This is a genomic window from Micromonospora sp. RHAY321 (genome assembly GCF_023896955.1).
Taxonomy (GTDB): domain Bacteria; phylum Actinomycetota; class Actinomycetes; order Mycobacteriales; family Micromonosporaceae; genus Micromonospora.
The window spans coordinates 260,609-282,677 of record NZ_JAMHIW010000008.1 but is presented as its reverse complement, the minus strand read 5'-3'; the positions used below and the strand labels follow the sequence as shown (position 1 = coordinate 282,677).

Annotated in this window: 24 protein-coding genes; 14 read left to right on the top strand and 10 right to left on the bottom strand. The window is 72.9% G+C overall.

Features of this window, described 5'->3' with window-relative positions:
• A partial coding sequence (locus tag M8C17_RS19740; RefSeq protein WP_252417969.1) for a glycosyltransferase family 2 protein occupies nucleotides 1–1,072 on the bottom strand: 1,072 nt, incomplete at its 3' end.
• Entirely contained in the window at nucleotides 1,069–1,809 is a 741-nt protein-coding gene (locus tag M8C17_RS19735) for a class I SAM-dependent methyltransferase (protein ID WP_252417968.1), read from the bottom strand. The genes M8C17_RS19735 and M8C17_RS19740, both read right to left, overlap by 4 nt.
• 148 nt (nucleotides 1,810–1,957) lie before the next feature.
• On the opposite strand from M8C17_RS19735, the gene M8C17_RS19730 reads away from it, so the two are divergent.
• Together M8C17_RS19730 and M8C17_RS19725 are read left to right on the top strand one after the other, a co-directional pair.
• Nucleotides 1,958–2,593: a cyclase gene (locus tag M8C17_RS19730; protein WP_252417967.1), complete on the top strand. Its 636-nt coding sequence runs from the start codon at nucleotides 1,958–1,960 to the stop codon at nucleotides 2,591–2,593.
• Nucleotides 2,590–3,759, top strand: coding sequence for a zinc-dependent alcohol dehydrogenase (locus M8C17_RS19725; protein WP_252417966.1), 1,170 nt, complete (start codon nucleotides 2,590–2,592; stop codon nucleotides 3,757–3,759). Before M8C17_RS19730 ends, M8C17_RS19725 begins: the two co-directional genes overlap by 4 nt.
• 47 nt (nucleotides 3,760–3,806) lie before the next feature.
• Here the strand turns inward: M8C17_RS19725 and M8C17_RS19720 are convergent, their stop codons facing one another.
• A complete protein-coding gene (locus M8C17_RS19720) occupies nucleotides 3,807–5,105 on the bottom strand; it encodes a cytochrome P450 (protein ID WP_252417965.1) in 1,299 nt (432 codons plus the stop codon).
• Nucleotides 5,106–5,347: 242 nt separating this feature from the next.
• Here M8C17_RS19720 and M8C17_RS19715 point away from each other — a divergent pair, with 242 nt between their 5' ends.
• On the top strand, nucleotides 5,348–5,755 hold the full coding sequence (locus M8C17_RS19715; RefSeq protein ID WP_252417964.1) for a hypothetical protein: 408 nt from the start codon (nucleotides 5,348–5,350) through the stop codon (nucleotides 5,753–5,755).
• 81 nt (nucleotides 5,756–5,836) lie between these two features.
• Here M8C17_RS19715 and M8C17_RS19710 read toward each other — a convergent pair whose 3' ends face one another.
• Entirely contained in the window at nucleotides 5,837–6,055 is a 219-nt protein-coding gene (locus tag M8C17_RS19710) for a DUF397 domain-containing protein (RefSeq protein WP_030491749.1), read from the bottom strand.
• A gap of 69 nt (nucleotides 6,056–6,124) precedes the next feature.
• Here M8C17_RS19710 and pepN point away from each other — a divergent pair, with 69 nt between their 5' ends.
• On the top strand, nucleotides 6,125–8,641 hold the full coding sequence (gene pepN, locus M8C17_RS19705) for an aminopeptidase N (RefSeq protein ID WP_252417963.1): 2,517 nt from the start codon (nucleotides 6,125–6,127) through the stop codon (nucleotides 8,639–8,641).
• Between the two features lie 47 nt (nucleotides 8,642–8,688).
• Here the strand turns inward: pepN and M8C17_RS19700 are convergent, their stop codons facing one another.
• Together M8C17_RS19700 and M8C17_RS19695 are read right to left on the bottom strand one after the other, a co-directional pair.
• Nucleotides 8,689–9,903: an NAD(P)/FAD-dependent oxidoreductase gene (locus M8C17_RS19700; RefSeq protein ID WP_252417962.1), complete on the bottom strand. Its 1,215-nt coding sequence runs from the start codon at nucleotides 9,901–9,903 to the stop codon at nucleotides 8,689–8,691.
• Between the two features lie 159 nt (nucleotides 9,904–10,062).
• Complete coding sequence (locus M8C17_RS19695; protein ID WP_252417961.1) at nucleotides 10,063–10,725, bottom strand: PadR family transcriptional regulator; 663 nt, start codon at nucleotides 10,723–10,725, stop codon at nucleotides 10,063–10,065.
• Nucleotides 10,726–10,867: 142 nt separating this feature from the next.
• Between M8C17_RS19695 and nadD the strand changes: the two genes are divergently transcribed.
• From nadD to M8C17_RS19670, 5 genes are all read left to right on the top strand, one after another.
• Nucleotides 10,868–11,464 carry a nicotinate-nucleotide adenylyltransferase gene (nadD, locus tag M8C17_RS19690; protein ID WP_252417960.1) on the top strand — a complete coding sequence of 199 codons (597 nt, stop codon included), beginning with the start codon at nucleotides 10,868–10,870 and terminating at the stop codon, nucleotides 11,462–11,464.
• A gap of 110 nt (nucleotides 11,465–11,574) precedes the next feature.
• Nucleotides 11,575–11,982, top strand: coding sequence for a ribosome silencing factor (gene rsfS, locus M8C17_RS19685; protein WP_252417959.1), 408 nt, complete (start codon nucleotides 11,575–11,577; stop codon nucleotides 11,980–11,982).
• Nucleotides 11,979–12,608, top strand: coding sequence for a histidine phosphatase family protein (locus M8C17_RS19680; protein ID WP_252417958.1), 630 nt, complete (start codon nucleotides 11,979–11,981; stop codon nucleotides 12,606–12,608). Before rsfS ends, M8C17_RS19680 begins: the two co-directional genes overlap by 4 nt.
• A gap of 86 nt (nucleotides 12,609–12,694) precedes the next feature.
• Entirely contained in the window at nucleotides 12,695–13,549 is an 855-nt protein-coding gene (locus tag M8C17_RS19675) for a DegV family protein (protein WP_252417957.1), read from the top strand.
• A gap of 3 nt (nucleotides 13,550–13,552) precedes the next feature.
• Nucleotides 13,553–14,326 carry an SDR family NAD(P)-dependent oxidoreductase gene (locus M8C17_RS19670; RefSeq protein ID WP_252417956.1) on the top strand — a complete coding sequence of 258 codons (774 nt, stop codon included), beginning with the start codon at nucleotides 13,553–13,555 and terminating at the stop codon, nucleotides 14,324–14,326.
• A 31-nt stretch (nucleotides 14,327–14,357) separates the two neighbouring features.
• On the opposite strand, the gene M8C17_RS19665 is transcribed toward M8C17_RS19670, so the two are convergent.
• Together M8C17_RS19665 and M8C17_RS19660 are read right to left on the bottom strand one after the other, a co-directional pair.
• Nucleotides 14,358–14,603 carry a flavin reductase gene (locus tag M8C17_RS19665; protein ID WP_252417955.1) on the bottom strand — a complete coding sequence of 82 codons (246 nt, stop codon included), beginning with the start codon at nucleotides 14,601–14,603 and terminating at the stop codon, nucleotides 14,358–14,360.
• Nucleotides 14,600–14,881, bottom strand: coding sequence for a hypothetical protein (locus M8C17_RS19660; RefSeq protein ID WP_252417988.1), 282 nt, complete (start codon nucleotides 14,879–14,881; stop codon nucleotides 14,600–14,602). The genes M8C17_RS19665 and M8C17_RS19660 overlap by 4 nt, the downstream gene beginning before the upstream one ends.
• Before the next feature lie 293 nt (nucleotides 14,882–15,174).
• Between M8C17_RS19660 and M8C17_RS19655 the strand changes: the two genes are divergently transcribed.
• Complete coding sequence (locus tag M8C17_RS19655) at nucleotides 15,175–15,924, top strand: DUF5753 domain-containing protein (protein ID WP_252417954.1); 750 nt, start codon at nucleotides 15,175–15,177, stop codon at nucleotides 15,922–15,924.
• Entirely contained in the window at nucleotides 15,912–16,115 is a 204-nt protein-coding gene (locus M8C17_RS19650; protein WP_252417953.1) for a DUF397 domain-containing protein, read from the top strand. Before M8C17_RS19655 ends, M8C17_RS19650 begins: the two co-directional genes overlap by 13 nt.
• Before the next feature lie 84 nt (nucleotides 16,116–16,199).
• On the opposite strand, the gene M8C17_RS19645 is transcribed toward M8C17_RS19650, so the two are convergent.
• Nucleotides 16,200–16,961: an inositol monophosphatase gene (locus M8C17_RS19645; protein WP_308209505.1), complete on the bottom strand. Its 762-nt coding sequence runs from the start codon at nucleotides 16,959–16,961 to the stop codon at nucleotides 16,200–16,202.
• Nucleotides 16,962–17,141: 180 nt separating this feature from the next.
• On the opposite strand from M8C17_RS19645, the gene M8C17_RS19640 reads away from it, so the two are divergent.
• Nucleotides 17,142–17,375, top strand: coding sequence for a holin (locus M8C17_RS19640; protein ID WP_252417952.1), 234 nt, complete (start codon nucleotides 17,142–17,144; stop codon nucleotides 17,373–17,375).
• A 95-nt stretch (nucleotides 17,376–17,470) separates the two neighbouring features.
• Here the strand turns inward: M8C17_RS19640 and M8C17_RS19635 are convergent, their stop codons facing one another.
• Complete coding sequence (locus M8C17_RS19635; protein WP_252417951.1) at nucleotides 17,471–18,601, bottom strand: erythromycin esterase family protein; 1,131 nt, start codon at nucleotides 18,599–18,601, stop codon at nucleotides 17,471–17,473.
• Nucleotides 18,602–18,799: 198 nt separating this feature from the next.
• On the opposite strand from M8C17_RS19635, the gene M8C17_RS19630 reads away from it, so the two are divergent.
• Complete coding sequence (locus M8C17_RS19630) at nucleotides 18,800–19,636, top strand: ComEA family DNA-binding protein (RefSeq protein WP_252417950.1); 837 nt, start codon at nucleotides 18,800–18,802, stop codon at nucleotides 19,634–19,636.
• Nucleotides 19,633–22,026, top strand: a complete 2,394-nt coding sequence (locus tag M8C17_RS19625) for a ComEC/Rec2 family competence protein (RefSeq protein ID WP_252417949.1) — start codon at nucleotides 19,633–19,635, stop codon at nucleotides 22,024–22,026. The genes M8C17_RS19630 and M8C17_RS19625 overlap by 4 nt, the downstream gene beginning before the upstream one ends.
• The last annotated feature ends 43 nt before the right edge of the window (nucleotides 22,027–22,069 follow it).

The window sequence follows — 22,069 nt, the reverse complement described above, 5'->3', positions numbered from 1 at the left end:
GGCGGACGCGGCCGCCGGCGTAGCGGACGCCGCCGAACAGCACCCGCCGGCCCACGGCAAGCCAGGCGCAGACGCCGCGCTCCAGCAGCCACAGCGGCGCGGCCAGCGCGGTGCTCGGCGGGAAGACCGCGCCGCCGCCGGCCCGCCGCCGGCCCAGCTCGGCCAGGCCGACGGTGGTGGCCGCCGCGCCGAGCAGCAGCCCCGGCCGGCGGGACGCGACCGCCGCCACCAGCGCCGGCACGACCGCGAGCGAGGTCAGCAGGCGGGCCGGCTGGGCCAGGTCGTCGTACGCCTGGCGTACGCGCTGGCCGCGGAAGTGCGCGGCGTCCGGCGGCAACCGACGGACGTACAGGCCGCGCGGCGTCGCCTCGGTGCCCCCGTACGCCCGCACGGTGCGGATCAGCTCCAGGTTCTCGAAGAGCACGTCCGGGTCGTAGCCGCCCATCGCGAGGAACGTGCTCCGGCGTACCGCCAGGGTGCCCGGGTAGTCGGCGCCGAGCGCGCGGTTGAGCAGCGTCCGCCCGGTGTCCCACCAGGCGTGCCAGGGCAGCGGGTCGAAGTAGTTCTGCGGCCGTACCAGGTCGGCCCGACCCAGCAGCCGGTGGACCTCGCGCAGCGCGACCTCGTCGTAGCGCACGTCGTCGTCGGCGATCACCACGTGTTCGTGGCGGACGGCGCGGACGCCGGTGAGCACCCCGGTCACCTTGCCGTTCACCCCGCGCAGGGCCGGGTCGGGCGGTAGGTGCCGGACCAGCCCCCGCCATGCGGCGGCGTGCCGGGTGAACAGGTCGGGCGGCGATCCGTCGACCACGGTCACCTCGACCCGGCCACCCAACCAGCGCAGGTAGTCGGTCAGCTCGGCCAGGCCGGCGTCGTCGGACCAGCGCAGCGGCAGCACGTACGCCAGCGGCAGGTGCGGCGACCGGACACCCGCCCGACGCCGCTGTGCGGCCCGGCCGCCGGCGAGCGGCGCGCCCCCGGCCGGGGCGGGCGTGCCGCCGGGGCGGGTGGTGCCGTGGCGGCGGTCCCCGGGGCCGCCGGGCGGGCCGGCAGGACGGGTCGGGGCGCTCATGCCGACACCGGCCGGCGGTAGACCGACACGTGGTCGCGGCTGTCGTCGGCGAAGGGCCGGCCGGTCCAGTCCGCCCACCGGTGTTCACGGACGAGCCCGCCGAGCTGGGCCATCAGGTCCAGCTCGGCGGGCCAGGCGTAACGGTGGTTGGCGGGCAGCAGGTCCACTCCCGTGCCGGTCAGCCGGACCTTCGTGGTGGTCATCCGCTGCTCGGCCGGGTGCAGCAGGGCCGCCTCCAGCAGCACCTCGTCCTGCGCCACCCGGACCGGCCGCAGCGCCGCGCCGGCCCGGAAAGCGCCCGGGTCGGGCACCCACGCCTCGACGACGAACCGGCCACCGGGTCGCAGGTGGGCGGCGGCGTTGCGGAAGCAGGCCACCTGGGCGGCCTGGTCGGGCAGGGCGAAGATCGTGTTGAACGCCAGCAGGACCAGGCTGAACTCGCCCGGCACCCGGGTCGAGGCGAAGTCGCCGATGGCCACCTGGATGCGGTCGCCGCCGGTCTTCTTGTGCAGCTGCCCCGCCATTTCCGACGATCCCTCGACACCGGCCACGGTGAGCCCGCGCTCCTGCAACGGCAGCGCCAGCCGGCCGGTCCCGATCCCGAACTCGCAGACCGGCCCGCCCTCGGCGAGCGCCGCCAGCCGGTCGACCGCCTCGGTCGGGTCCAGGTGCGCGAAGGCGTCGTCGTAGACGTCGGCGGGTATGTGTCGGCCGTACTCGCTGGCGTCGAAGGGCACCGCTTCCTCCCGGACGTGGGATGGGACGTCCGCAGCAGGTGCCCGCATTCCGGCCGATCAAACCGGTATGTCGTTTCGACAGGTCGACGTCGGGTAGCGCTGCGGGTGCGGGCGGTCCATTCCCGGGCCCCCGGGTGGAGGAGACGACATGACCAACGGAACGAGGTGGGCGCTGCTCGGCGTCACCGCGGCGACCGCGGTCGGCGTGGGGCGGACGGTGGCGCGCCGCCGCCACCGGCACCAGCCCGAGCGGCAGAACGGCTGGTACGTCGTGCGCCGCGGGGTGACCGTGGACCGGCCCCGGGACGCGGTGATCGGCTTCTGGACCGACCGGGAACGGTTGGACCAGGCGCTGGTCGGGTGGGCGGTCCTGGAGCAGCTCGACGACCAGCGTTGGCGCTGTGTGGCACGCGACCCGTCCGACGGGGGCACCGAGTGGCGGGCGGAGATCACCGTCGACGGGCCGGGGACGCTGCGCTGGCGGGTGGAGGACGGTCCGGTGCCGCAGGAGGGGCGGGTCGAACTGGCCGACGCCCCGCAGGGTCGGGGCACCGAGATCCGGGCCGAGCTGCGGTACCGCTCCGGCCCGCTGCGCCGAGCGTTCGGCCTGGTCACCAGCCACGAGCCGGACCTGGCGTTGCGGGACACCCTGCGCCGGGTGAAGGCGCTCATCGAGTGCGGCCAGGTGATCGACACGCGGCGCGACCCGTCCGGCCGGAGCCCGGCGCAGGAGAAGGCGACCGACAAGGTCCGGGAGAAGCTGATGACGGGAGGACGGGCGTGAGGGCGCTCTGCTGGGAAGGCGTCGGCAAGCTGGCGGTACGCGACGTGCCGGAGCCCCAGGTCCGTGCCGACGGGGACATCATCGTCCGGGTGCGGGCCAGCAGCGTCTGCGGCTCGGACCTGCACCTGATCAACGGGTACCTGCCGGCGATGCGGGAGGGCGACATCCTCGGCCACGAGTTCATGGGCGAGGTGGTGGAGACCGGGCCGGGCGTACGGCGGCACCGGGTCGGCGACCGGGTGGTGGTCGGGTCGGTGGTCGCCTGTGGCGGCTGCTGGTACTGCCGGACGGAGCAGTACTCCCTCTGTGACAACTCCAACCCGCAGCCCGTGTTCACGGAGAAGCTGTGGGGGCACTCGCCGGCCGGGATCCTGGGCTACTCGCACGCGGCGGGCGGCTACTCCGGTTCGCACGCCGAGTACATCCGGGTGCCGTTCGGCGACGTCGGCGCGTTCCCGGTGCCCGACGGGGTGCCGGACGACTCGGTGGTCTTCGCGTCCGACGCGATGCCGACCGGCTGGATGGCCGCGGACTTCTGCGGGTTGACCGGCGGCGAGGTGGTCGCGGTCTGGGGTGCGGGCGGGGTCGGTCAGATGGCGGCCCGGTCGGCGCAACTCCTCGGCGCCGAGCGGGTCATCATGATCGACCGGTTCCCTGACCGGCTGGCGACGGCCGCCGACCGGGTCGGCGTCGAGACGATCAACTACGCGGAGACCGACGTGCTGGAGGCGTTGCGGGAGTTGACCGCCGGCCGTGGGCCGGACGCCTGCATCGAGGCGGTCGGCATGGAGTCGCACGACGTCGGAGCGGCGTACGGGTACGACCGGGTGAAGCAGTCGGCGCGGTTGCAGACCGACCGGCCCACCTCGGTCCGGCAGGCGATCATGGCCTGTCGCAAGGGCGGCACGGTGAGCATCGTCGGCGTGTACGCGGGTCTGATCGACAAGTTCCCGCTCGGCGCGGCGATGAACAAAGCGCTCGTCCTGCGGATGGGGCAGATGCACGCGCAGCGCTACATCCCGATGCTGCTCGACCGGCTCGCCGCCGGCGAGATCGACCCTGGCTATCTGGCGACCCACCCGCTCCCGTTGGAGCAGGGCGCCGAGGGCTACGAGCTGTTCGAGAAGAAGCAGGACGGCTGCCTCCGCTCGGTCCTGCACCCCTGAGCCGCTACGCGCTGGTCTCGCAGGTGCCGTCGCCGTGACCCGCCGGGTCAGTCCTGTCGGTGCGGCGCCTGTGAGGTCGACGCGGTGGTGCGCTCGGCTCCGGCGGTGCGGCGGATGTTGGTGAGGATGAGGCCGGTCGGTGGCAGGGCGGGCATCCGGTGCAGGTCCAGGGCCAGGTTCTGCGGGGGCACCTCGTAGCGCATGGTGCTGGTCAGGTTGGTGACCGCCCGCTTCATCAGGTCAATGGTGATCCACTCACCCGCGCAGCGGTGCCCGGTGTCGGGGTCGGCGCCGCCCTGCGGGACCAGCTCGAACGGGTCCACGCGGCGGCCGGCGAACCGCTCCGGGCGGAACAGCTCGGGCTGCGGCCAGAGGGCCGGGTGGTGGTTGGTGCCGTACAGGTCGAGCAGCACCCGCCGGCCCTGTGGGAAGTGGTGGCCCTGCCAGTCGAAGGAGTGTTGGACCCGGGCCGCGGCGAGCGGGAAGAACGGGTAGTAGCGGCGTACCTCCTGGACGAACTGCCCGGTGGTCTCGTCGTCGTCGCGGACCCGGTCCCGCCACGCGGGGTGGTCGTGCAGGGCGAGGGCGGCGAAGACGATGAACCGGTCCACGGCGACCGTCGGCCGCAGCACGTTCAGCAGCTCGACGGCGGCGATCCGCCGGGGGAGCAGCCGGCCCCGGGAGTCGCGGTGCTCGGCGATCACCCGCAGGGCGCTGCCGTCCGGCACGGAGAGCGTGCCGACCCGGGTGCGTTCGATGACGTCGGCGAGCCAGCGTTCGGCGCGGCCACGGGCGAGCAGACCCCGCCAGTGCCGGGGGCCGACCATCGCCGGGGCTTCGATCATGGCGTGCAGGTCGACGGTACGGCGGTCGACCTGCGACGGGGCCAGCGGCACCCCGGCCCAGGCGCAGACCGTCCGGGTGAGCAGCCGGCCCAACTCGTCGTAGAGGACCACCGGCGCGGCGGCCTCCCACGCGGGGAGGCGGGCCTGCCACCCGTCGTCGAAGAGCTGACCCAACCGACGGATCGCGGTCGGGGTCATGATCGACATGAGCATCGCCTTGCGGTCCCGGTGCTCCGGGCCGTCCAGCCCCTGCACCCCGCCCCGGCCGGTGAGGGTCCGCTGCACCCGCAGCGGCATCGCCGTGCGCCGCTGGAAGCGCTCGGTGTCGTAGAACAGCTCCGCCGCCGGCCGGCCGCGCATGCAGATCGTCCGGGTCAGCAGGATCCGGGTCTGGAAGATGTCGCTGCCGTACCGGTCACAGCGGTCGCTGACGAACCGGTAGCCGGCGCGGAGGAACGCGAGCGTGCTTTCGGGGCTGCGGTCGACTGGCATGGTCGCCATCGGGTCTCCTCACGCGCGGGTGCCCGGTGCGTCTACCCAGGTCGGCGCTCCTGAACCCCGCCGCGGCCCGACGCGGTGGGAGCCGTCCGCCCGGTTCGCGACGGCCACCGGATCGGCGTCCGCTGGCCCCTCCCACCGGCGCGGAAAACTGGTTGGCTACTCGGTGGGTGGCCGGCCGGAAACGGGGGCCGGGGCCGGGTGGCCGGCGGCGTGGCCGCGACCACGGATCACGGGGAGGGTGGATGCGGGACAACAGGTCGCCGTACTGGCGGCAGCGGCGGGCGGTCGGGGCGCTCGGCATCGGCCGGAGGCGGGACGGCGCAGGGCTGATCCGTCCGCCCGGGCGACCGACCCGGCCGCACCGGTTCTTCACCGTGCATCTGGGCTTCACCGCGCCGGGCGCGGCCGACGCGCGTGAGGTGGCCGTGGCGTACGCCGAGTCGCTGAGCCTGCTCCGCCCGGAGTTGGCGCTCGGTGCGGCGGCCCTGTCACCGGCGGACGCCTGGCACCGGGCCGAGCGGCTGTTCTGCGGGGCGGTCGGGCCGGACGGGGAGCGCTGCGTCGACGTGGCCGACCATCCAGGTTTCCACCACGCCCCGGGCCCCGGCGGCCTGGGCTGGGGCGACGGTGACGGCCCCGGCGATGGGTGACCGCCGGTCGACCACCAGCGTCGCCGTGCCGGTGTCCCGAGGCGGGGCACCGGCACGGCGGTCAACGAACCGGGCCGACCGTCAGTCCAGGTCGAACTCGCCGTCCTGCGCGCCGGCGACGAACGCGTCCCACTCGGCCTGGGTGAAGACCAGCACCGGCCCCTCCGGCTCGGCGGAGTTGCGCATGCCGATCAGGTCGTCGACGAACGCGACCTCGACGGCGCTGTCGGAGGTGTCCCCCTCGGCCCGCTGCCAGACCGCCCGAGAGAGGTCGAAGTCGCCCTTGGGGTGCTGCGCCATGGTTCTTTCCTCCAGTGCCGAGGGTCGTGTGGTGACCGTGTGCGGATCCCCATCGGGCAGGATAAGCGGATGCCCAGCCTGACCCGTGTAGAGGCGACCGCGCGTGGCGCGGCGATTACTGTCGAGTCTTATCAGGTGGACCTCGACCTGACCGGCGGCGCCGACCTGTTCCGCTCGTGTGTCGAGATCCGGTTCCGGGCGACCCCCGGCACCGCGACCTTCGCCGAGATCAAACCCGCCACACTCCTGGCGGTACGCCTCAACGACCGCGACGTCGACCCCGGCGTGCTGACCGACAACCGGCTGCCGCTGAGCGGCCTCGACGCGGAGAACACCCTGGTCGTCGAGGCGGAGATGGCGTACTCCAACAGCGGGGAGGGGATGCACCGCTTCGTCGACCCGGCCGACGGTGAGACCTACCTCTATGCGGTGACGTTCCTCGACAACGTGCAGCGCGTCTTCGCCGCCTTCGACCAGCCCGACCTCAAGGCGTCGTTCACCCTCGCGGTGACCGCCCCTCCGGAGTGGACGGTCGCCAGCAACGCCGAGCTGGCCGCCAACCCCTCGCCCGGTCGCTGGGAGTTCGCCCCGACCGCGCCGCTGGCCACCTACTTCTTCTCGCTGATCGCCGGGCCGTACCACGTGCGGCGGGCCGAGCACGACGGTGTCCCGTTGGGCATCTACTGCCGCCGGTCGCTCGCCGAGCACCTGGACGCCGACGCCGAGGAGATCTTCACCATCACCCGGCAGTGCCTGGACCGGTTCCACCAGCTCTTCACCGAGCGCTACCCGTTCGGCAAGTACGACCAGGCGTTCGTGCCGGAGTTCAACGCCGGCGCCATGGAGAACCCGGGCATCGTCACGTTCCGCGACGACTACGTGTTCCGCTCGGCGGTCACCGACACCCAGCGCGAGCTGCGGGCCACCACCATCGCCCACGAGATGGCACACATGTGGTTCGGCGACCTGGTCACCATGCGCTGGTGGGACGACCTGTGGCTCAACGAGTCCTTCGCGGAATACCTGGGCACCCGGGTCACCGCCGAGGCGACCCGGTTCGACCAGGCGTGGACCACCTTCGCCATGCGCCGCAAGGCCTGGGGGTACGCCGCCGACCAGCGTCCCTCCACCCACCCGGTCGCCCCGGAGGAGGTGGCCGACACCGACGAGGGCCTGCTCAACTTCGACGGCATCTCGTACGCCAAGGGCGCCGGCGTGCTGCGGCAACTGGTCGCGTGGCTCGGTGACGAGGCGTTCCTCGCCGGGCTGAACGCGCACTTCGCCGCGCACCGCTTCGGCAACGCCACCCTCGCCGACCTGCTGGCCAGTCTCACCGCCGCGAGCGGCCGGGACCTGTCCGGCTGGGCCGACGTGTGGTTGCGCCGGCCGCAGGTCAACACGCTGCGCGCCGAGGTCTCCGTCGACGCCGACGGCCGCTACACCGAGGTGGCCGTGGTGCAGACCGCGCCCGAGTCGTACCCGGTGCTGCGCCCGCACCGGATCGGTGTGGGCCGCTACTCGGCGGACGGCACCGTGCGACGCGACGAGGTGGACCTCGACCCGGTCACCGACGGCGGCCGGACGGTGCTCGGCGAGCTGGCCGGGCAGCCGGCGGCCCGGCTGCTGCTGCCCAACGACGGCGACCTCACGTTCGCGAAGGTGCGCCTCGACCCGGCGTCGGCGGACGCCGTGCCGCTGGTGCTGCCAGGGCTGGCCGATCCGCTGGCGCGGGCGGTGCTCTGGAGCGAGGCGCTGGACGCGGCGACCGACGGGGAGCGGCCGGTCACCGGCCTGGTCGACCTGATGGTCGCGGCGCTGCCCGCCGAGACCGAGGTGATCATCGCGGAGGACGTGCTCACTCTCAGCCGCTCGCTGGTCGACCGCTACCTCGACCCGCTGACCCGGTCCGCGGCGCTGGCCCGGGTCGCCGGGGCGTGCTGGCAGCTTCTCGACGGCGCACCGGCGGGGGAGTCGTTGCAACTCGCCGCCGCGCGGGCCTGGATCGCCGCGACCACGGACGCGGACCTGCTCACCGGCTGGCTCGCTGGCCGGGCCGTGCCGGCGGGGCTGAAGGTCGACGCCGAGCTGCGCTGGTCCGTGCTGCGCCGGCTGGTGGTGCTGGGCGCCGCCGGCGAGGCGGAGATCGCCGCCGAGGCGGCCGCCGACCCCAGCGCCACCGGCGCGGAGCGGGCCGCCCGCTGCCGGGCCGCCCTGCCCGACCCGGTCGCCAAGCAGGCGGCATGGGACATCATCGTGCGGGATACTGAGCTGTCCAACCGACTGTTGGAGGCGACCGCCGAGGGGTTCTGGCAACCCGAGCAGCCCGAGCTGACCGCCGCGTACGTGCAGCGGTATTTCGCGGACATGCCGGCCGCCGCGCATCGGCGTACCGCGTGGACGGCCGACCGGGTGGCCTCCCTCGCGTTCCCCCGCTACGCGGTCGCGCAGCCGACCCGGGAGGCGGCCGCGGCGCTGCTGGCCCGAGACGACCTGACGCCGGGCCTGCGTCGGGTGGTCACCGACGCCGACGATGACCTGCGCCGCGCGCTGGTCGCCCGGACCGCGGTGGCTGCCGCGACGGCCTGAGACGCCTCGGGTGCGGGGTGGCCGGAGAGGCCACCCCGCACCGGCGTTCAGCGCAGCGCGGGCTCCGCCGTGACCGGGGCGTCCCAGTCGATGACGTAGCGCTGCTCGTGGGCGACCGTCTTCTCCGGGTCCATGGCGGTGCGCACCAGCAGGGGCATCAGCAGCGGCATGAGCGTCCGGGCGACCGGTCCCGGCGCCTTGGCCTGGTTGATGCGGGCCGCGCGGGCCGCCACCTTCTCGACGCGGGCGCGGCGCAGCCGCTCGAACGCGGCGAACGCCGACGCCACGTCCGGCAGGTCACGCAGGCAGCGGGCGAGCTGCACCGCGCTCTCGATGGCCAGTGACGCCCCCTGCCCGGAGCTGTTCGACGGCGCGTGCGCCGCGTCGCCGGCCAGCACCATCCGCCCCCGGTGCCAGTGCGGCACGGGCGGCATGATCTGGAGCGCGCCGACCACCTGGAGCTCGTCGGCGCTGCTGGTGGCCGTCAGCTCCCGGCCCGGATCGTCGTCGCCGTAGGCGGTGCGCAGCGTGGACAGCCACTCCGCCGACGGCACCGTGCGGGCCTCGACCAGGCTCAACGGCCGCTGGTGTGGCAGGTTGGCCCCCCATCGGGTGCCGCCCCCGGGCTCCGGCCAGTAGAGGTAGTAGCCGCGTCGCCCGAACGCGAAGGTCATCGTGCCGGGCTCGACTTCCATCTCGTGCCGGGCCACCGCCTCGAAGCCGAGTAGCCCGGTGAACCTCGGGCCGGGCGCGGCCGGGTCGATGAGACCACGCACCGTGGACCGGATGCCGTCGGCACCGACCAGGATGTCGGCGGTGGCGGTGCTGCCGTCCTCGAAGCGGGCGGTCACGCCGTTCCGCGTCTGCTCGGCGTCGACGAGCCGCTTGCCGTAGACGAAGGGGACGCCCTCGGCGACCGCCCGGTCGTGCAGCACCCGGTGCAGCTCGGCCCGGTGCACCACGCGCAGAGGCGGCACCCCGGCCAGCATGGGCAGGTCGATGCGGCGGCGACCGACGGCCATGACGCTGCGTTCGATCGGCGTGGCGATGGCGGTCACCGCCTGGTCCGCGCCGACCGTGCGCAGCGCGGCCACGCCGTTGGGCGCGAGCGCGAGGGTGCCGCCGATGCCGCCGACCCCGCTGGCGGTGGCGGGGTACGCCTCGTGGACGGTGGCGGTGATGCCGGCGCGGTGCAGCGCGAGTGCGGTCACCGGGCCGGCGATGCCGCCGCCGACGACGATCGCGGTTCGTACCGTGGTCATGCTCTCTCCCTGGGGTTCGTCGGTGTGTGCGCGAACGAACCGACCTGGGAGGGACCCCGGCTATCCTCTGGTTGCCGCTTCGGGCCGGATGCCTTCCCAGGTGTCGGTTCGAGGTATGGGCTCCGGCGGGGTGTTGGCGCACCCCGCCGGAGCCGTCCGTCAGTCGGGGGTGTCGACGTTTCCGTTGCTGGTCCTCTCTGCCAGCGCGGTCAGCTCGGCCGGCATCGCGCCGGTCTCGTGGAAGGCCCGCCAGGTGGCCAGCCCCGGATAGCTGCCCGAGGTCAGCTCGGCGAGCAGTGCCCGCAGCCAGGACGCTTCCGCGCCCCGCATGGCCAGGTCGTACTCGGCCTCCACCAGGAACAGGCGGGGGATCTCCCGCAGGTGCGCGGCGAGCGTTTCCCGCTCCTGGCGGATCGTGTCCTCCAGACGGTCGAGGCGCTGCCGCAGCAGGTCGGTGGCCTCGTCGGGGTGTAGTGCGGCGAGCACGGACAGGCCGGCGCGGAAACGGGGATGCTCCGGCATCGGGGTGGAGACCAGCTCGCGGGCCCAGTCGACCAGCTCCGCCCGCCCCGCGTCGGTAATCCGGTAGACGGTGCGTTCCGGTCGCCGGCCTTCGCGGAGGCTCTCCACGGCCTCGATCATGTCGTGTTTGTCCATGTTGCGGATCACCGTGTAGAAGGATCCCCACTTGAAGTCCATGTCCTGGTCCTTGCCCCAGGCGCGGAGTGCGGTGGCGATCTCGTACGGGTGCATCGGCCGCTGGACCAGCGCGGACAGCACGGCCAGCGCCAGCAGGTTGCCGACCTTGCGCCGCTTCGGCACGACACCCTCCTGTCCTCGCTTCCGATTACTCGTCTACGAGTATAGGCGCGCGGAACATCGCGCCGCGACCCTCGGCCGTGACCCACTCGCTTCCCGGACGGGCCGGAACGGTCCGCCGAGACGCCCGGCCTACGATCACGGGGTGGAGGAAGATATCCGGCGGATCGGGATCATGGGTGGCACCTTCGACCCGATCCACCACGGGCACCTCGTTGCGGCCAGCGAGGTGGCCGACCGGTTCGGCCTGGACGAGGTCGTCTTCGTCCCCACCGGGCAGCCGTGGCAGAAGGCCGACGAGCCGGTCAGTCCCGCCGAGGATCGGTACCTGATGACCGTCATCGCCACCGCGTCCAACCCCCGCTTCCAGGTCAGCCGGGTCGACATCGACCGGAGCGGGCCGACCTACACCGTCGACACGCTGCGCGATCTCCAGGCCGAGTACGGCCCCAAGGTGCAGCTGTTCTTCATCACCGGCGCGGACGCGCTGCAACGCATCCTGTCCTGGAAGGATCTGGACGAGATCTTCGAGCTGGCCCACTTCATCGGGGTGACCCGGCCGGGTTTCGCGCTCAGCGACAAGCATCTGCCGGCGGACACCGTCAGCCTGATCCAGGTGCCGGCGATGGCCATCTCGTCGACCGACTGCCGTGCGCGGGTGGCCCGGGGCGAGCCGGTCTGGTATCTCGTGCCCGACGGTGTGGTGCAGTACATCGCCAAGCGGCGCCTTTATCAGCGCTGATGACGCCCGGTATGGCCCATTTCATCCGCGTAAACGGCCAGAACTGACAAGTCGGGGCGTCGCCGGGTGTGAGACGCTTGGTGGATTGCACGGTTGATCGAAGGAGAACGGTGACAGTTTCCGAACGCGCTCACGAGCTGGCAATGGCTGCCGCCCAGGCCGCCGCCGACAAGAAGGCGCAGGACATCGCGATCATCGACGTCGGCGACCAGCTCGCCATCACCGACGCGTTCCTGCTCGCCGCCGCCCCCAACGAGCGTCAGGTGCTCGCCATCGTCGATGCCATCGAGGAGCGCCTGCTGGAGCTTCCCGAGAAGGCCAAGCCGATCCGGCGCGAGGGTGAGCGTGGCGGCCGCTGGGTGCTGCTCGACTACGTCGACATCGTGGTGCACGTCCAGCACACCGAGGAGCGCGAGTTCTACGCGCTCGACCGGCTCTGGAAGGACTGCCCCACCATCCCGTTCGTCGACCGCGACCTGGTCGAGGCCGAGGCCGGCGGGTCGACCGCAGCCGAATGACCCGTCTGATCGTCTGGCGGCACGGCAACACCGACTGGAACGCCGCCAACCGCGTGCAGGGGCAGACCGACGTACCCCTCAACGAGCTGGGGCGCGACCAGGCCCGCGCCGCCGCGCCGCTGCTCGCGTCGCTGCATCCCGACGCCATCGTGTCCAGCGACCTGAGCCGCGCCGCGGAGACCGCCGCCGCGTTGGCCGCGCTGACCGGGCTGCCGGTCCGCAGCGACGCCCGGCTGCGCGAGCGGCACTTCGGCCAGTGGCAGGGCCTGCACCTCACCGAGGTCGCCGAGCGCTTCCCCGACGAGTACGCCCGTTGGCGCGCCGGTGACCCGGCCCCCGGCGCCGACCTGGAACCCCTGCGCGACCTCGGCGAGCGGGTCTCCGCGGCGCTGCGGGAGGCGGCCGACACGGCGCCCGGCGGCACCGTGGTGATCGCCACCCACGGTGGCGGCTCCCGGCAGGGCGTCGGTCACCTGCTCGGCTGGGACCACCGTGTGCTGCGCACCATCGGTTCACTGGCCAACTGCCACTGGACCGAGCTGCGGCACGACGACGTCCGGGGCTGGCAACTGCGGGCACACAACGTCGGCGTGGTCAGCGCGCCGGCCGTCGTCGACGCGCTCTGACCGCCGTCGCGCGCGGGCCGGCTTCCGCTGACCGGCGTCCGCCCGCGCCTCGGCGTTCGGCGCCCCGATCGGCTAGCGTGCCGGGCATGCCCGTCGCGGTCGTCATCGACTCCACCGCCTACCTTCCGCCTGACCTGGTGCAGGCGCACCGACTGACCGTCGTCCCGTTGACCGTCGTGCTCAACGGAGCCGAAGGGCTGGAGGGGGTGGAGACCCAGCCCGCCGACGCCACCCGGGCGCTCAGCGGCCGGCGGGTCACGGCCAGCACCTCGCGGCCGGCACCCGAACAGTTCGCGCAGACGTACCGCCGGCTGCTCGACGCCGGCGCCGACGGAGTCGTCTCGGTGCACCTCTCCGCCGGCCTCTCCGGCACGGTGGAGGCGGCCCGGCTGGCCGCCGCCGACCTGGACGGCCGCGTCGAGGTGGTCGACAGCCGCTCGGCCGGCATGGGCCTCGGCTTCCCGGCCATCGCGGCCGCCAGGGCCGCCGAGGCCGGCGCCGACCTGACCGGGGTACGCGACGCGGCGCTCGCCGCCGTCGCCCGGACCACCGTCTGGTTCTACGTCGACACGCTGGAGTTCCTCCGCCGGGGCGGCCGGATCAACGCGGCCGAGGCGCTGCTCGGCACCGCCCTGTCCGTCAAGCCGATCATGCACATGCCGGACGGCGCGATCGTGCTGCGGGAGAAGGTGCGCACCGCCAGCAGGGGAGTCGCCCGACTGGTCGACCTGGCCGTCGAGGCGGCCGGCGACGACGAGGTGGACCTCGGAGTGCACCACCTGGCGGCGCCGCAACGGGCCGAGGCGCTGCTCGCCGCGCTGACCCAACGGCTGGGTGAGCGGCTGCACGACACGTACGTCTCCGAGGCGGGCGCCGTGGTCGCCGCGCACGCCGGTCCGGGGTTGGCCTGCGTCGTCGTCCACCGCCGACCGAAGGGCTGAGCCGTGCCCACGTCGTGCGTGGTGACCGGGGGTGGCCGTGGTGTGGGCCGTGCCGTGGTGGAACGGCTGGCGGCGACCGACGGCATCGTCGTCGTCATCGAGCACGACGCCGAAGCGCTGGACTGGCTGGCCGGGCACCGTGCCGCCGACCGGTTGATCGCGGTGGTCGGCGACGCGGGCGACGAGCGGGTGGCCGAGCGCGCCGCCGAACTGGCGGAGCGGGCCGCGCCGCTGACCGGCTGGGTGAACAACGCGGCGGTGTTCCGGGACGCCTCCCTGCACTCGACGTCGGCCGACGCGGTGCTGGACCTCATCGGGCAGAACCTGCGCCCGGCCGTGGTGGGCGCCGCCGTGGCGGTCCGCCGGTTCCTGGCCGCCGGCGCGGGTGGAGCCATCGTGAACGTCTCGTCGCACCAGGCCCACCGACCGGTGTCAGGCGCCCTGCCGTACTCGACGGCGAAGGCCGCGGTGGAGGGGCTGACCCGGGCGCTGGCCGTCGAGTACGGACGGCACGGCATCCGCGCCAACGCGGTCGCGCTCGGCTCGATCGCCACCGAACGCCACACCGATTTCCTGGCCGCGCAGGAGCCCACCCAGGCCGAGTGGATCGACGCCGAGTTGGCCCGGTTGCATCCCGTCGGCCGGATCGGGAGGGCCGACGAGGTGGCGGAGGCCGTCGCGTACCTGCTGTCGCCCGCGGCGAGCTTCATCAACGGGGTCACCCTGCCGGTGGACGGGGGACGGGCCGTGCTCGGCCTCGACCCGGAGGCCCGCTGAGCCCGTTGTCACGGTCGGGTCGTTTCTCCCGTCAGCGGGCGCGAGCCCAGTCGACGAAGCGGTCCGTGAGGTTGACGGGCGGGTTGCTCGGGTTCAGCGCGGTGAGGTCGCGGGCGGCTTCCTCCTGAAGGGACGCCAGATGCACCAGCAGGGCCGGACGGTCATCGCGGTACTCGCCGAGGAGACGCAGCTTCGCGGCCGAGCAGGGCCAGGCGATCCCGCAGGTTCGGCAGCGCCAGGATGGCTTGAGCACGGGGTGTTCCGAGCGCCCGGTCATCCGCCGACCCTCACCGTGGTCCGGCCAACCGAGCGGCGGCGTCCCGGAACGACCGCAGGGGCGACCACGAACTGCGCACCCCCGGGCATGACGTACAGGGACCGTCGGGCCAGCGCCATGCCGTCAGGCCGGAGCTGGTAGGCGTCGATCCACAGCCAGCCGTCGTACGCGATCCAGTCCAGCACCCGGATGACCCGGACCGTGATGGGTCGGAAGAACTGCGGGCTCGCCGCACGGGTTAGCAGCAGGACGTCGCCGGACCGAACGCTGCGCGCGATGCGGCCCGGCACGACGGGGCGGGCGGGCGGCGACGTTGGCGGTGGCGTCAGTGGCGGTCCAGTGGGCTTCGGCTGCGGCTTGTCATTCGGCACAGTGCGCCCCTCGAACTCGTTGGGAGGGGCCGCCCCGGTGAGTGCTCGCCCGCAGGGCGGCCCCGCTACGAACGCGTCCGCCGGGTTCGGGTCCCTGCCGGCCACGCCGTCTACGAAGCACCCTGCCAACTGTTGCCGAACCAACACACTGCGTAGCAATATCTCCTGTGGACGTGCAGAACGTTCCGGGGAGGATTCAGATGAACCACGCGGTCATCGAAGCGATGTCGGCATCGGGCGAGACGGCGGACAGCCTGGCAGGTCAGATAGGCGTCGACCCGAAGACGGCAGCCAAGTGGGCCAACCCGGGACGTATTCCGCAGACTCGCCATCGGGCAAAGGTGGCGGCGATCCTCGGCCGCGAAGAGACGGACCTTTGGCCCGACCTGTTCAAGCGGCGAGAACCAGCATGGTTCCGGCCGTGGACCGACATCGAGCGCGAGGCTGTCGCATTGCGGTGGTACGAGTCCGCTGTGTTACCCGGCCTCCTTCAGACCGAGGCGTACGCGCGAGCAGTGCTGAGCAGTGGGCACTGGGCCGGCGACGATATCCAAGGGCACGTCGAGACCCGCCTCCGCCGTCAGGCTGCTGTGTTCAATCGGCCTCGTCCGCCGCTCACCGTCTTCGTCATCGACGAGGCCGCACTACGCCGGGGGCAACCCCACATCATGATCGAGCAGATAGATCACCTGATAGCGCTCGCCGAGCGGCCAGCCATCATGGTTCACGTAGTCCCGCTGACGGCTGGATTCCATCCCGGGCAAGCAGGACCGTTCGTCATCGCCAGCACACCCGCAGGTGACGATGTCGGCTACCTCGACGACCAGGCATCGGGGCGCATCAGTAATGACGTTGCTCCGTTGTGGGCGGTGTGGGATACCGTGAGATCGGTAGCGCTACCGCGAGACCTGACCATCGATCTGATGAGAGCGCGAGCATGGATGACCTGACCAGCGCCCGCTGGCGCACCAGCACCCGCAGCAGCTCGAACGGTGGGGCGTGCGTCGAGGTCGCCGACAACCTTCCCGGCGTCGTCCTCGTCCGCGACACGAAGGACCGGGACGGCGGAACGTTGACCTTCGGGCCGGCGGCCTGGCGGAGCTTCGTGAACCTGGCCAAGGGGATCGGCACCGCAAGCTGACCAGAGGCAAGGAGAGCCCCGGTCACCCGTGACGGGTGTGCCGGGGCTTATCTGTCACCGCCGGAGGCCGCCTGGTCCTGACGGTCAGGGGCGCGCCGGGTATTGGAGCGCGGTGAGCAACTGACTGTGCAGGTTGGCGTTGGAGTACAGGCCACCGCCCTGATCGCCCGCACGTCCTCCGGTTCGATCGGTGAAACGGCCGCCTGCTTCCTCGACGAGAAGGATCCATGGCGCGTGATCCCAGATGTGGTAGCGCTCGACCAGGAAAGCATCGATCTCGCCACGAACAAGCTCGACGAGCGGGAGAGGGCTCGCTGGTGGGCGGGCACTCGGTGGGAGAATGGATCTGGACGCATTGTCCAGAGCATCGAACCGAGCCTCAGCCAACATCGACGTGGCGCTGACTTCGAGGCGTTTCGGTTCGGCCTCCTCACGGGGCCAGGATGATTCGAAAGAGCCGCCGCCCCGGATCGCCCACCAGCAGCGTCGCAACGCAGGAGCGGTGACGGCCGCGAGCTCGGTGCTCCCGGCAACCTCCAGCGCGATGTGCACTCGCCAGTTCGGATCTCCCCGGCTGAAGAACGACGTGCCGTCAACCGGGTCGATGATCCAGACCCGATCGGACTGGCCGAGGCGACCAAATTCCTCGCCGAGAAGGGCATCTTCTGGCCTCGCCGCAGACAACATCTCGCGAAACAGCCGCTCGACTGCCCGGTCGGCTTCCGTGACTGGTGTGCCGTCGGCCTTCAGCGTTGCGGAGACACCGGACTCGAAGTAGGCGAGCGCGAGATCCGCCGCCAGATCCGACGTGTCGAACGCGAGTTGTAAGTCAGCAGCGCTGTCCACGACCGGCGACGCTATCAGCCCAGCGGCCCGCCTCAGAGTGTTGATGGGCGTGGGGCTCCCGGTTGGTTCGAAGGTGGGGCGACCGGCCAACCCCGAACAACGCGACAAGCACCAACCGCTCCTGACCAGGCATTCTTGGCACATGGGCCGTTCCGCGAACCTATCCCCGGAGGCATCACCATGTTCACCACGAAGTTCTGGAAGGCCACCGCCGAGCGGGCGGTGAAGAGCGCCGCGCAGGGTCTGCTGCTCTACTGGGGCGCCGACGTCGCGTTCAACGCGTGGCAGGCGGACTGGGCGGCGGCTGGTGGCATCGCGTCCGGCGCCGCTGTGCTGTCGGTGCTCACCTCGCTGGTCAGCGCGAAGCTGTCGGGAGAGTCGGACTCGCCGAGCCTGGTCAGGAGCGAGCAGTAGCCGCATGGCTGTAGTCACAATGATTCGGACGGCCGGGGCGCAGCTCGCTGGATCCCGCCGGCATCGGCAGGTGCCTGCCTGGTGAATGCCGTCCCTCAGCCGGTGATGTGCAGGATCGCGTCTGCTCCGTCGACGGTCGCCTGGACGAGCGGGAAATAGCCCTGCTGCGGGAGGGTGTCCGTGCGGGTGCGAGCGGGGGAGACCTCGGTGGCCGGGATCAGGCCCCAGCCGGTGATGCGGTGTTGCAGGAAACCCTCGAAGGTGTCCGGCTCGGGCTCGCCCAGCTTGAGGGCCTCACTGCGTCCGAGGCTGGCCGCGATGAAGTGGTAGCTCCCGATCCGCAGGGAGTCGACGATGGCCCCGGCACCGAACCAGTTGGCGCTCGTGTCGCCCACGCTCCAGGTGCTTCCGTTTCGTTGCAGGTGCGTGTTGTGGGCGAAGACCATCGTCCGGCCGCGCCCCGCCTCGACGCTGCGGATGTCGAGCAGATTGCGCGCCATCAGCGTGTCCCGCGTGGTCAGCAGGAGGCAGATCCGATCGCTCTGGGCGAGGGGCTGCGCCGCCTGCCAGTGGTAGTGCAGCAGCCCGAGGCCGGCATCGAGGTGCGTCTTGGCCCGGAGCCACTCGGCGCGTGAGGTCCTCGCGATCAGCTCCGGTGCGCGGGCGTACAGCTTCGTGAGCAGATCCTCGCCGATCTTTCGCAGCCGCTCTGCCTCGGGACTGGTGCCCATGGACAGGGCGAAGTCGAGGATCGCCTCATCGCGGCTCCAGCGAAGGTCGTCTCCGGCGATGCCGGCGATGTCGAGGTTTTCGACGTGGAGATAGTCGCGTGCGTACTCGAAGTAGCTTCTCGGGCTGGGTGCGCTGGTGTTCTCGGTCGGGGCGTCGAAACCGTGGAAGGTCAGGCGCTCCTGAGCTTGTCGATCCTCGTTGTACTCCCGCATCCAGGCGACCAGCCGCCGATTGGCGTCCAGGGCGCCGAAGTCGTGGGAGAACCCCTCGGTCATCACCGAGTCGAGGTCTCCGGTGCCGTGCAGGACATAGTCGTTGACCGCGAGCGCCGCGACGCGATCGGTCTCCAGGGCGATCGAACGGAAGCCGAGCTCGACCAGTTGGGCGAAGAGCTCGTTGCGGACCGCGCCGAACGCGGGCTCCTGGTGGGTCGGCTCGCCGAGGGCGAGAAGGTCACATGGCTCGGGTACGAAGTCTCGAATGTCCTGGCTCATGTGGCTCAAACGTACCCTTGAAACATCGGTTGAGACTTTTCCCGATCAGCAGCGCATGGCCTCGCGGTGAACCCTCAAACCCCGACGACCGCTAGCACGACGGAGGCATGATCAGGCGGTTGTCCACAGTGGCGCCGCTTGTCCACAGGACGACCACAGCCCGCCCGCTGCCCGCGTCCGCCGCCATAGCGTCGCGTCGTGTCGCACGACGAGGAGACAGAGGTACGCCAGCGCCTGCGCCGGTTGGCCTACCCGCCGGCCGGGGGACAGCCGCCCGAGGGGGCACCACTGTCGGGCGTACCTCCCAGGGGCATGCCGTCACCCCTCGTCGAGATGCCGCCGCTCGCGGAGCTGGAGGCCGGCCTACCTCCGACTCCGGACGGCCTGACGGCTTCGGCGGGGTCGCGGCTTCCCGGGCCTCGGGCGTTCGACCCCGGGCGGCGTGGCGTGCGGGCGCTGGCCGTCGTCGCCGCCGTGGTGGTGCTGGCCGCCGCCGGGTGGGCCTGGCGGTCCAGGCCGCAGCAGGAGGCGGTGGCCCCGCTGGCCAGCGAGGCCGCTCCGGCCACCTCGGCGGCTGGCGACCCCGGCGTGTCCGGCTCGGGCGAGCTGGTGGTGGCGGTCGCCGGCAAGGTTCGCCGGCCCGGGTTGGTGCGGTTGCCGGCGGGCGCCCGGCTCGCCGACGCCGTGCAGGCGGCCGGTGGGGCGCTGCCCGGTGTCGACGTGGCGCTGCTCAACCCCGCCCGCAAGGTCACCGACGGGGAACTGATCGTGGTCGGGGTGACACCACCGCCGGTGCCGGATGGTCCGGCCGGCCCGGCGGCGGGCGGGGCGGTACCCGCCGCCGGGCCACTGAACCTCAACACCGCCACGCTGGCGCAGCTCGACGCGCTGCCCGGGGTCGGGCCGGTGCTCGCCCAGCGCATCCTCACCCACCGGGACCAGCACGGCGGCTTCAAGTCCGTCGGTGACCTGCGCCAGGTCGACGGGATCGGCGACGCACGCTACGAGCAGCTCAAGGACCTGGTGACGGTGTGAACGCCCCACCCGCCGCCCGTGCGCAGCCGCCGGATCCCTCGCCGCCGGACCTGCGGCTGGCCGGGCTCGCCGTGGCCGCCTGGCTCACCGCGCTTGCCGGCCTGCACCTCGGCGCCCGCCCGCTCCTGGTGGTGGCCGCGGTTGCGGCCACCACCACGGTGGTCGGCGCCCTGCACCTGCTCGGCCGCCTCGGCCGCCCCGGGGCGACCGTCCGCCGCTACGGCTGGATCGCCGTCGCGGTCGGCCTCGGAGTGGTCTGCGGCGCGACGGCCACCGCCGCCCGGCTCGCCGTCCGGGACGCACCGCCGATCCGCCTCCTGGCTGAGCAGCGCGCCCCGGTCACCGCGGACCTGGTCGTCCGGGACGATCCACGCCCGATCCGGTCCGCCGGGCGGCCGGGCATGCTGCTGGTGCCGACCGAGCTGGTCCGGCTCACCGGTCCGGACGGCCGACGGGTCCGAGCGTCGGTGCGGCTGCTGGTTCTGGCCACCGATCCGGCCTGGCGGGGCCTGCTGCCCGGGCAGCGCCTCACCGCCGACGGCCGGCTCGGCGTTCCACGCGGCGGTGACCTCACCGCAGCGGTGCTCAGCACCAACGGTCCTCCCGAGCGGCGCGGTGCGTCGTCCTGGGCCCAGCGCGCCGCCGGGACGCTGCGCGCCGGCCTGCAACGGGCCTGCGAACCGCTCCCCGACGAACCGGGCGGCCTGCTGCCAGGGCTGGTGGTGGGCGACACCAGCCGGCTGCCGCCCGGCGTCGAGGAGGACTTCCAGGCCACCGGCATGACGCATCTGAACGCCGTTTCCGGGAGCAACGTGGCGATCGTGGTGGGGGCGGTGCTGTTGCTGGCCCGGTGGGCGCGGGCCGGCCCGTGGCTCGCCGCCGGGCTCTGCGGGGTGGCACTGGTGGGTTTCGTCATCCTGGTGCGCCCGTCGCCGAGTGTCGTCCGGGCCGCCACGATGGGAGCGATCGGGCTCGCCGCGCTGGCCGCCGGCAGACCCCGGGCCGCGCTGCCCGCGTTGGCCGCCGCCATCACCGTGCTGGTGCTGGCCGACCCGGAGCTGGCCGGCGATGCCGGGTTCGCGCTGTCCGTGCTCGCCACCGGTGGTCTGCTGCTGCTCGCCCCCCGCTGGCGGGACGGGCTGCGCCGACGGGGCGTTCCGGCCGGGCTGGCCGAGGCGCTGGCCGTCCCGGCGGCCGCGCAACTGGCCTGCGGGCCGGTCGTCGCCGGTCTCTCCGGCACGGTCAGCCTGGTGGCGGTGCCGGCGAACCTGCTGGCGGTGCCGGCCATCGCGCCGGCGACCGTGCTGGGCGTGGTGGCGGCCACCGTGTCGCCCGTCTGGCCCGCCGGCGCCGAGTTCGCCGCATGGCTGGCGAGCTGGCCGGCCTGGTGGCTGGTGGTCATCGCCAGACAGGGCGCCCGACTGCCGGCCGGCACCCTGCCGTGGCCGGGCGGGGTGTCCGGTGCCCTGCTGCTGGCCGCGTTGACCGTGGCGCTGCTGGTCGCGGTTCGCCGGCCGTTGGTGCGCCGGCTGGTGGCGGTGGTGGCTGTCGCCGCGCTGCTCGGTGCCCTCCCGGTCCGGTTGGTGGCCTCCGGTTGGCCGCCGCCCGGCTGGGTGGTGGTGGCCTGCGCGGTCGGTCAGGGCGACGCGCTGGTGCTGCCGGTCGCCCCCGGTCGGGCTGTCGTGGTGGACGCCGGGCCGGAGCCGGCGGCCGTGGACGGCTGCCTGCGGCGGCTCGGCGTGCGGGAAGTGCCGCTGCTGGTGGTCAGCCACTTCCACGCCGACCACGTGGGCGGGGTGGCCGGGGTGTTCCGGGGCCGCCGGGTGATGGCCGTGTTGACGCCACCGTCGACGGATCCGGCGGGCGGCCGGGATCTGGTCCATTCGGTGGCGACCGCCGGGCGGGCCCCACTGCTGACCACCGTGGCCGGTGCCCGCCATCCGGTCGGCGGGGTCGACCTGCTCGTGCTCGGCCCGCCGTACCCGCTGGCCGGCACCAGATCCGACCCGAACAACAACTCACTGATGCTGCGCGCCACCGTTGCCGGGGTGCGGATCCTGCTGCCCGGCGACGCCGAGACCGAGGAGCAGCACGCGGTGCTGGCGCGGGTCGCGCCGGGCCACCTGCGCGCCGACGTGTTGAAGGTCGCCCACCACGGCTCGGCGTACCAGGACCCGCAGTTCCTCGACGCGATACGGCCAGCCGTCGCGCTGGTGACCGTGGGCACCGGCAACACCTACGGGCACCCCAACCCGGGGCTGCTCGCTCGGCTGAGCAGGGGTGGCGCCCGGGTGCTCCGCACCGACACCGACGGTGACGTGGCGGCGATCCGGACGGGCGCCGGCCTGGCGGTGGTCCGCCGAGGCGTGCCACCGGGCCGGCAACCCTGAACCGGCCCACGACGGGCAACAGAGGTTCGTGGAAATTGCAGCA

Excerpts from the sequence above, each read along its gene's own strand:
- M8C17_RS19635 (WP_252417951.1), bottom strand. The coding sequence starts at position 18,601 with ATGAGCCAGGACATTCGAGACTTCGTACCCGAGCCATGTGACCTTCTC.
- M8C17_RS19715 (WP_252417964.1), top strand. The coding sequence starts at position 5,348 with ATGCGGGACAACAGGTCGCCGTACTGGCGGCAGCGGCGGGCGGTCGGG.
- M8C17_RS19675 (WP_252417957.1), top strand. The coding sequence starts at position 12,695 with ATGCCCGTCGCGGTCGTCATCGACTCCACCGCCTACCTTCCGCCTGAC.
- M8C17_RS19720 (WP_252417965.1), bottom strand. The coding sequence starts at position 5,105 with ATGGCGACCATGCCAGTCGACCGCAGCCCCGAAAGCACGCTCGCGTTC.
- M8C17_RS19680 (WP_252417958.1), top strand. The coding sequence starts at position 11,979 with ATGACCCGTCTGATCGTCTGGCGGCACGGCAACACCGACTGGAACGCC.
- pepN (WP_252417963.1), top strand. The coding sequence starts at position 6,125 with ATGCCCAGCCTGACCCGTGTAGAGGCGACCGCGCGTGGCGCGGCGATT.
- M8C17_RS19655 (WP_252417954.1), top strand. The coding sequence starts at position 15,175 with ATGAACCACGCGGTCATCGAAGCGATGTCGGCATCGGGCGAGACGGCG.
- M8C17_RS19640 (WP_252417952.1), top strand. The coding sequence starts at position 17,142 with ATGTTCACCACGAAGTTCTGGAAGGCCACCGCCGAGCGGGCGGTGAAG.
- M8C17_RS19665 (WP_252417955.1), bottom strand. The coding sequence starts at position 14,603 with ATGACCGGGCGCTCGGAACACCCCGTGCTCAAGCCATCCTGGCGCTGC.
- M8C17_RS19650 (WP_252417953.1), top strand. The coding sequence starts at position 15,912 with ATGGATGACCTGACCAGCGCCCGCTGGCGCACCAGCACCCGCAGCAGC.
- M8C17_RS19700 (WP_252417962.1), bottom strand. The coding sequence starts at position 9,903 with ATGACCACGGTACGAACCGCGATCGTCGTCGGCGGCGGCATCGCCGGC.
- M8C17_RS19710 (WP_030491749.1), bottom strand. The coding sequence starts at position 6,055 with ATGGCGCAGCACCCCAAGGGCGACTTCGACCTCTCTCGGGCGGTCTGG.
- M8C17_RS19730 (WP_252417967.1), top strand. The coding sequence starts at position 1,958 with ATGACCAACGGAACGAGGTGGGCGCTGCTCGGCGTCACCGCGGCGACC.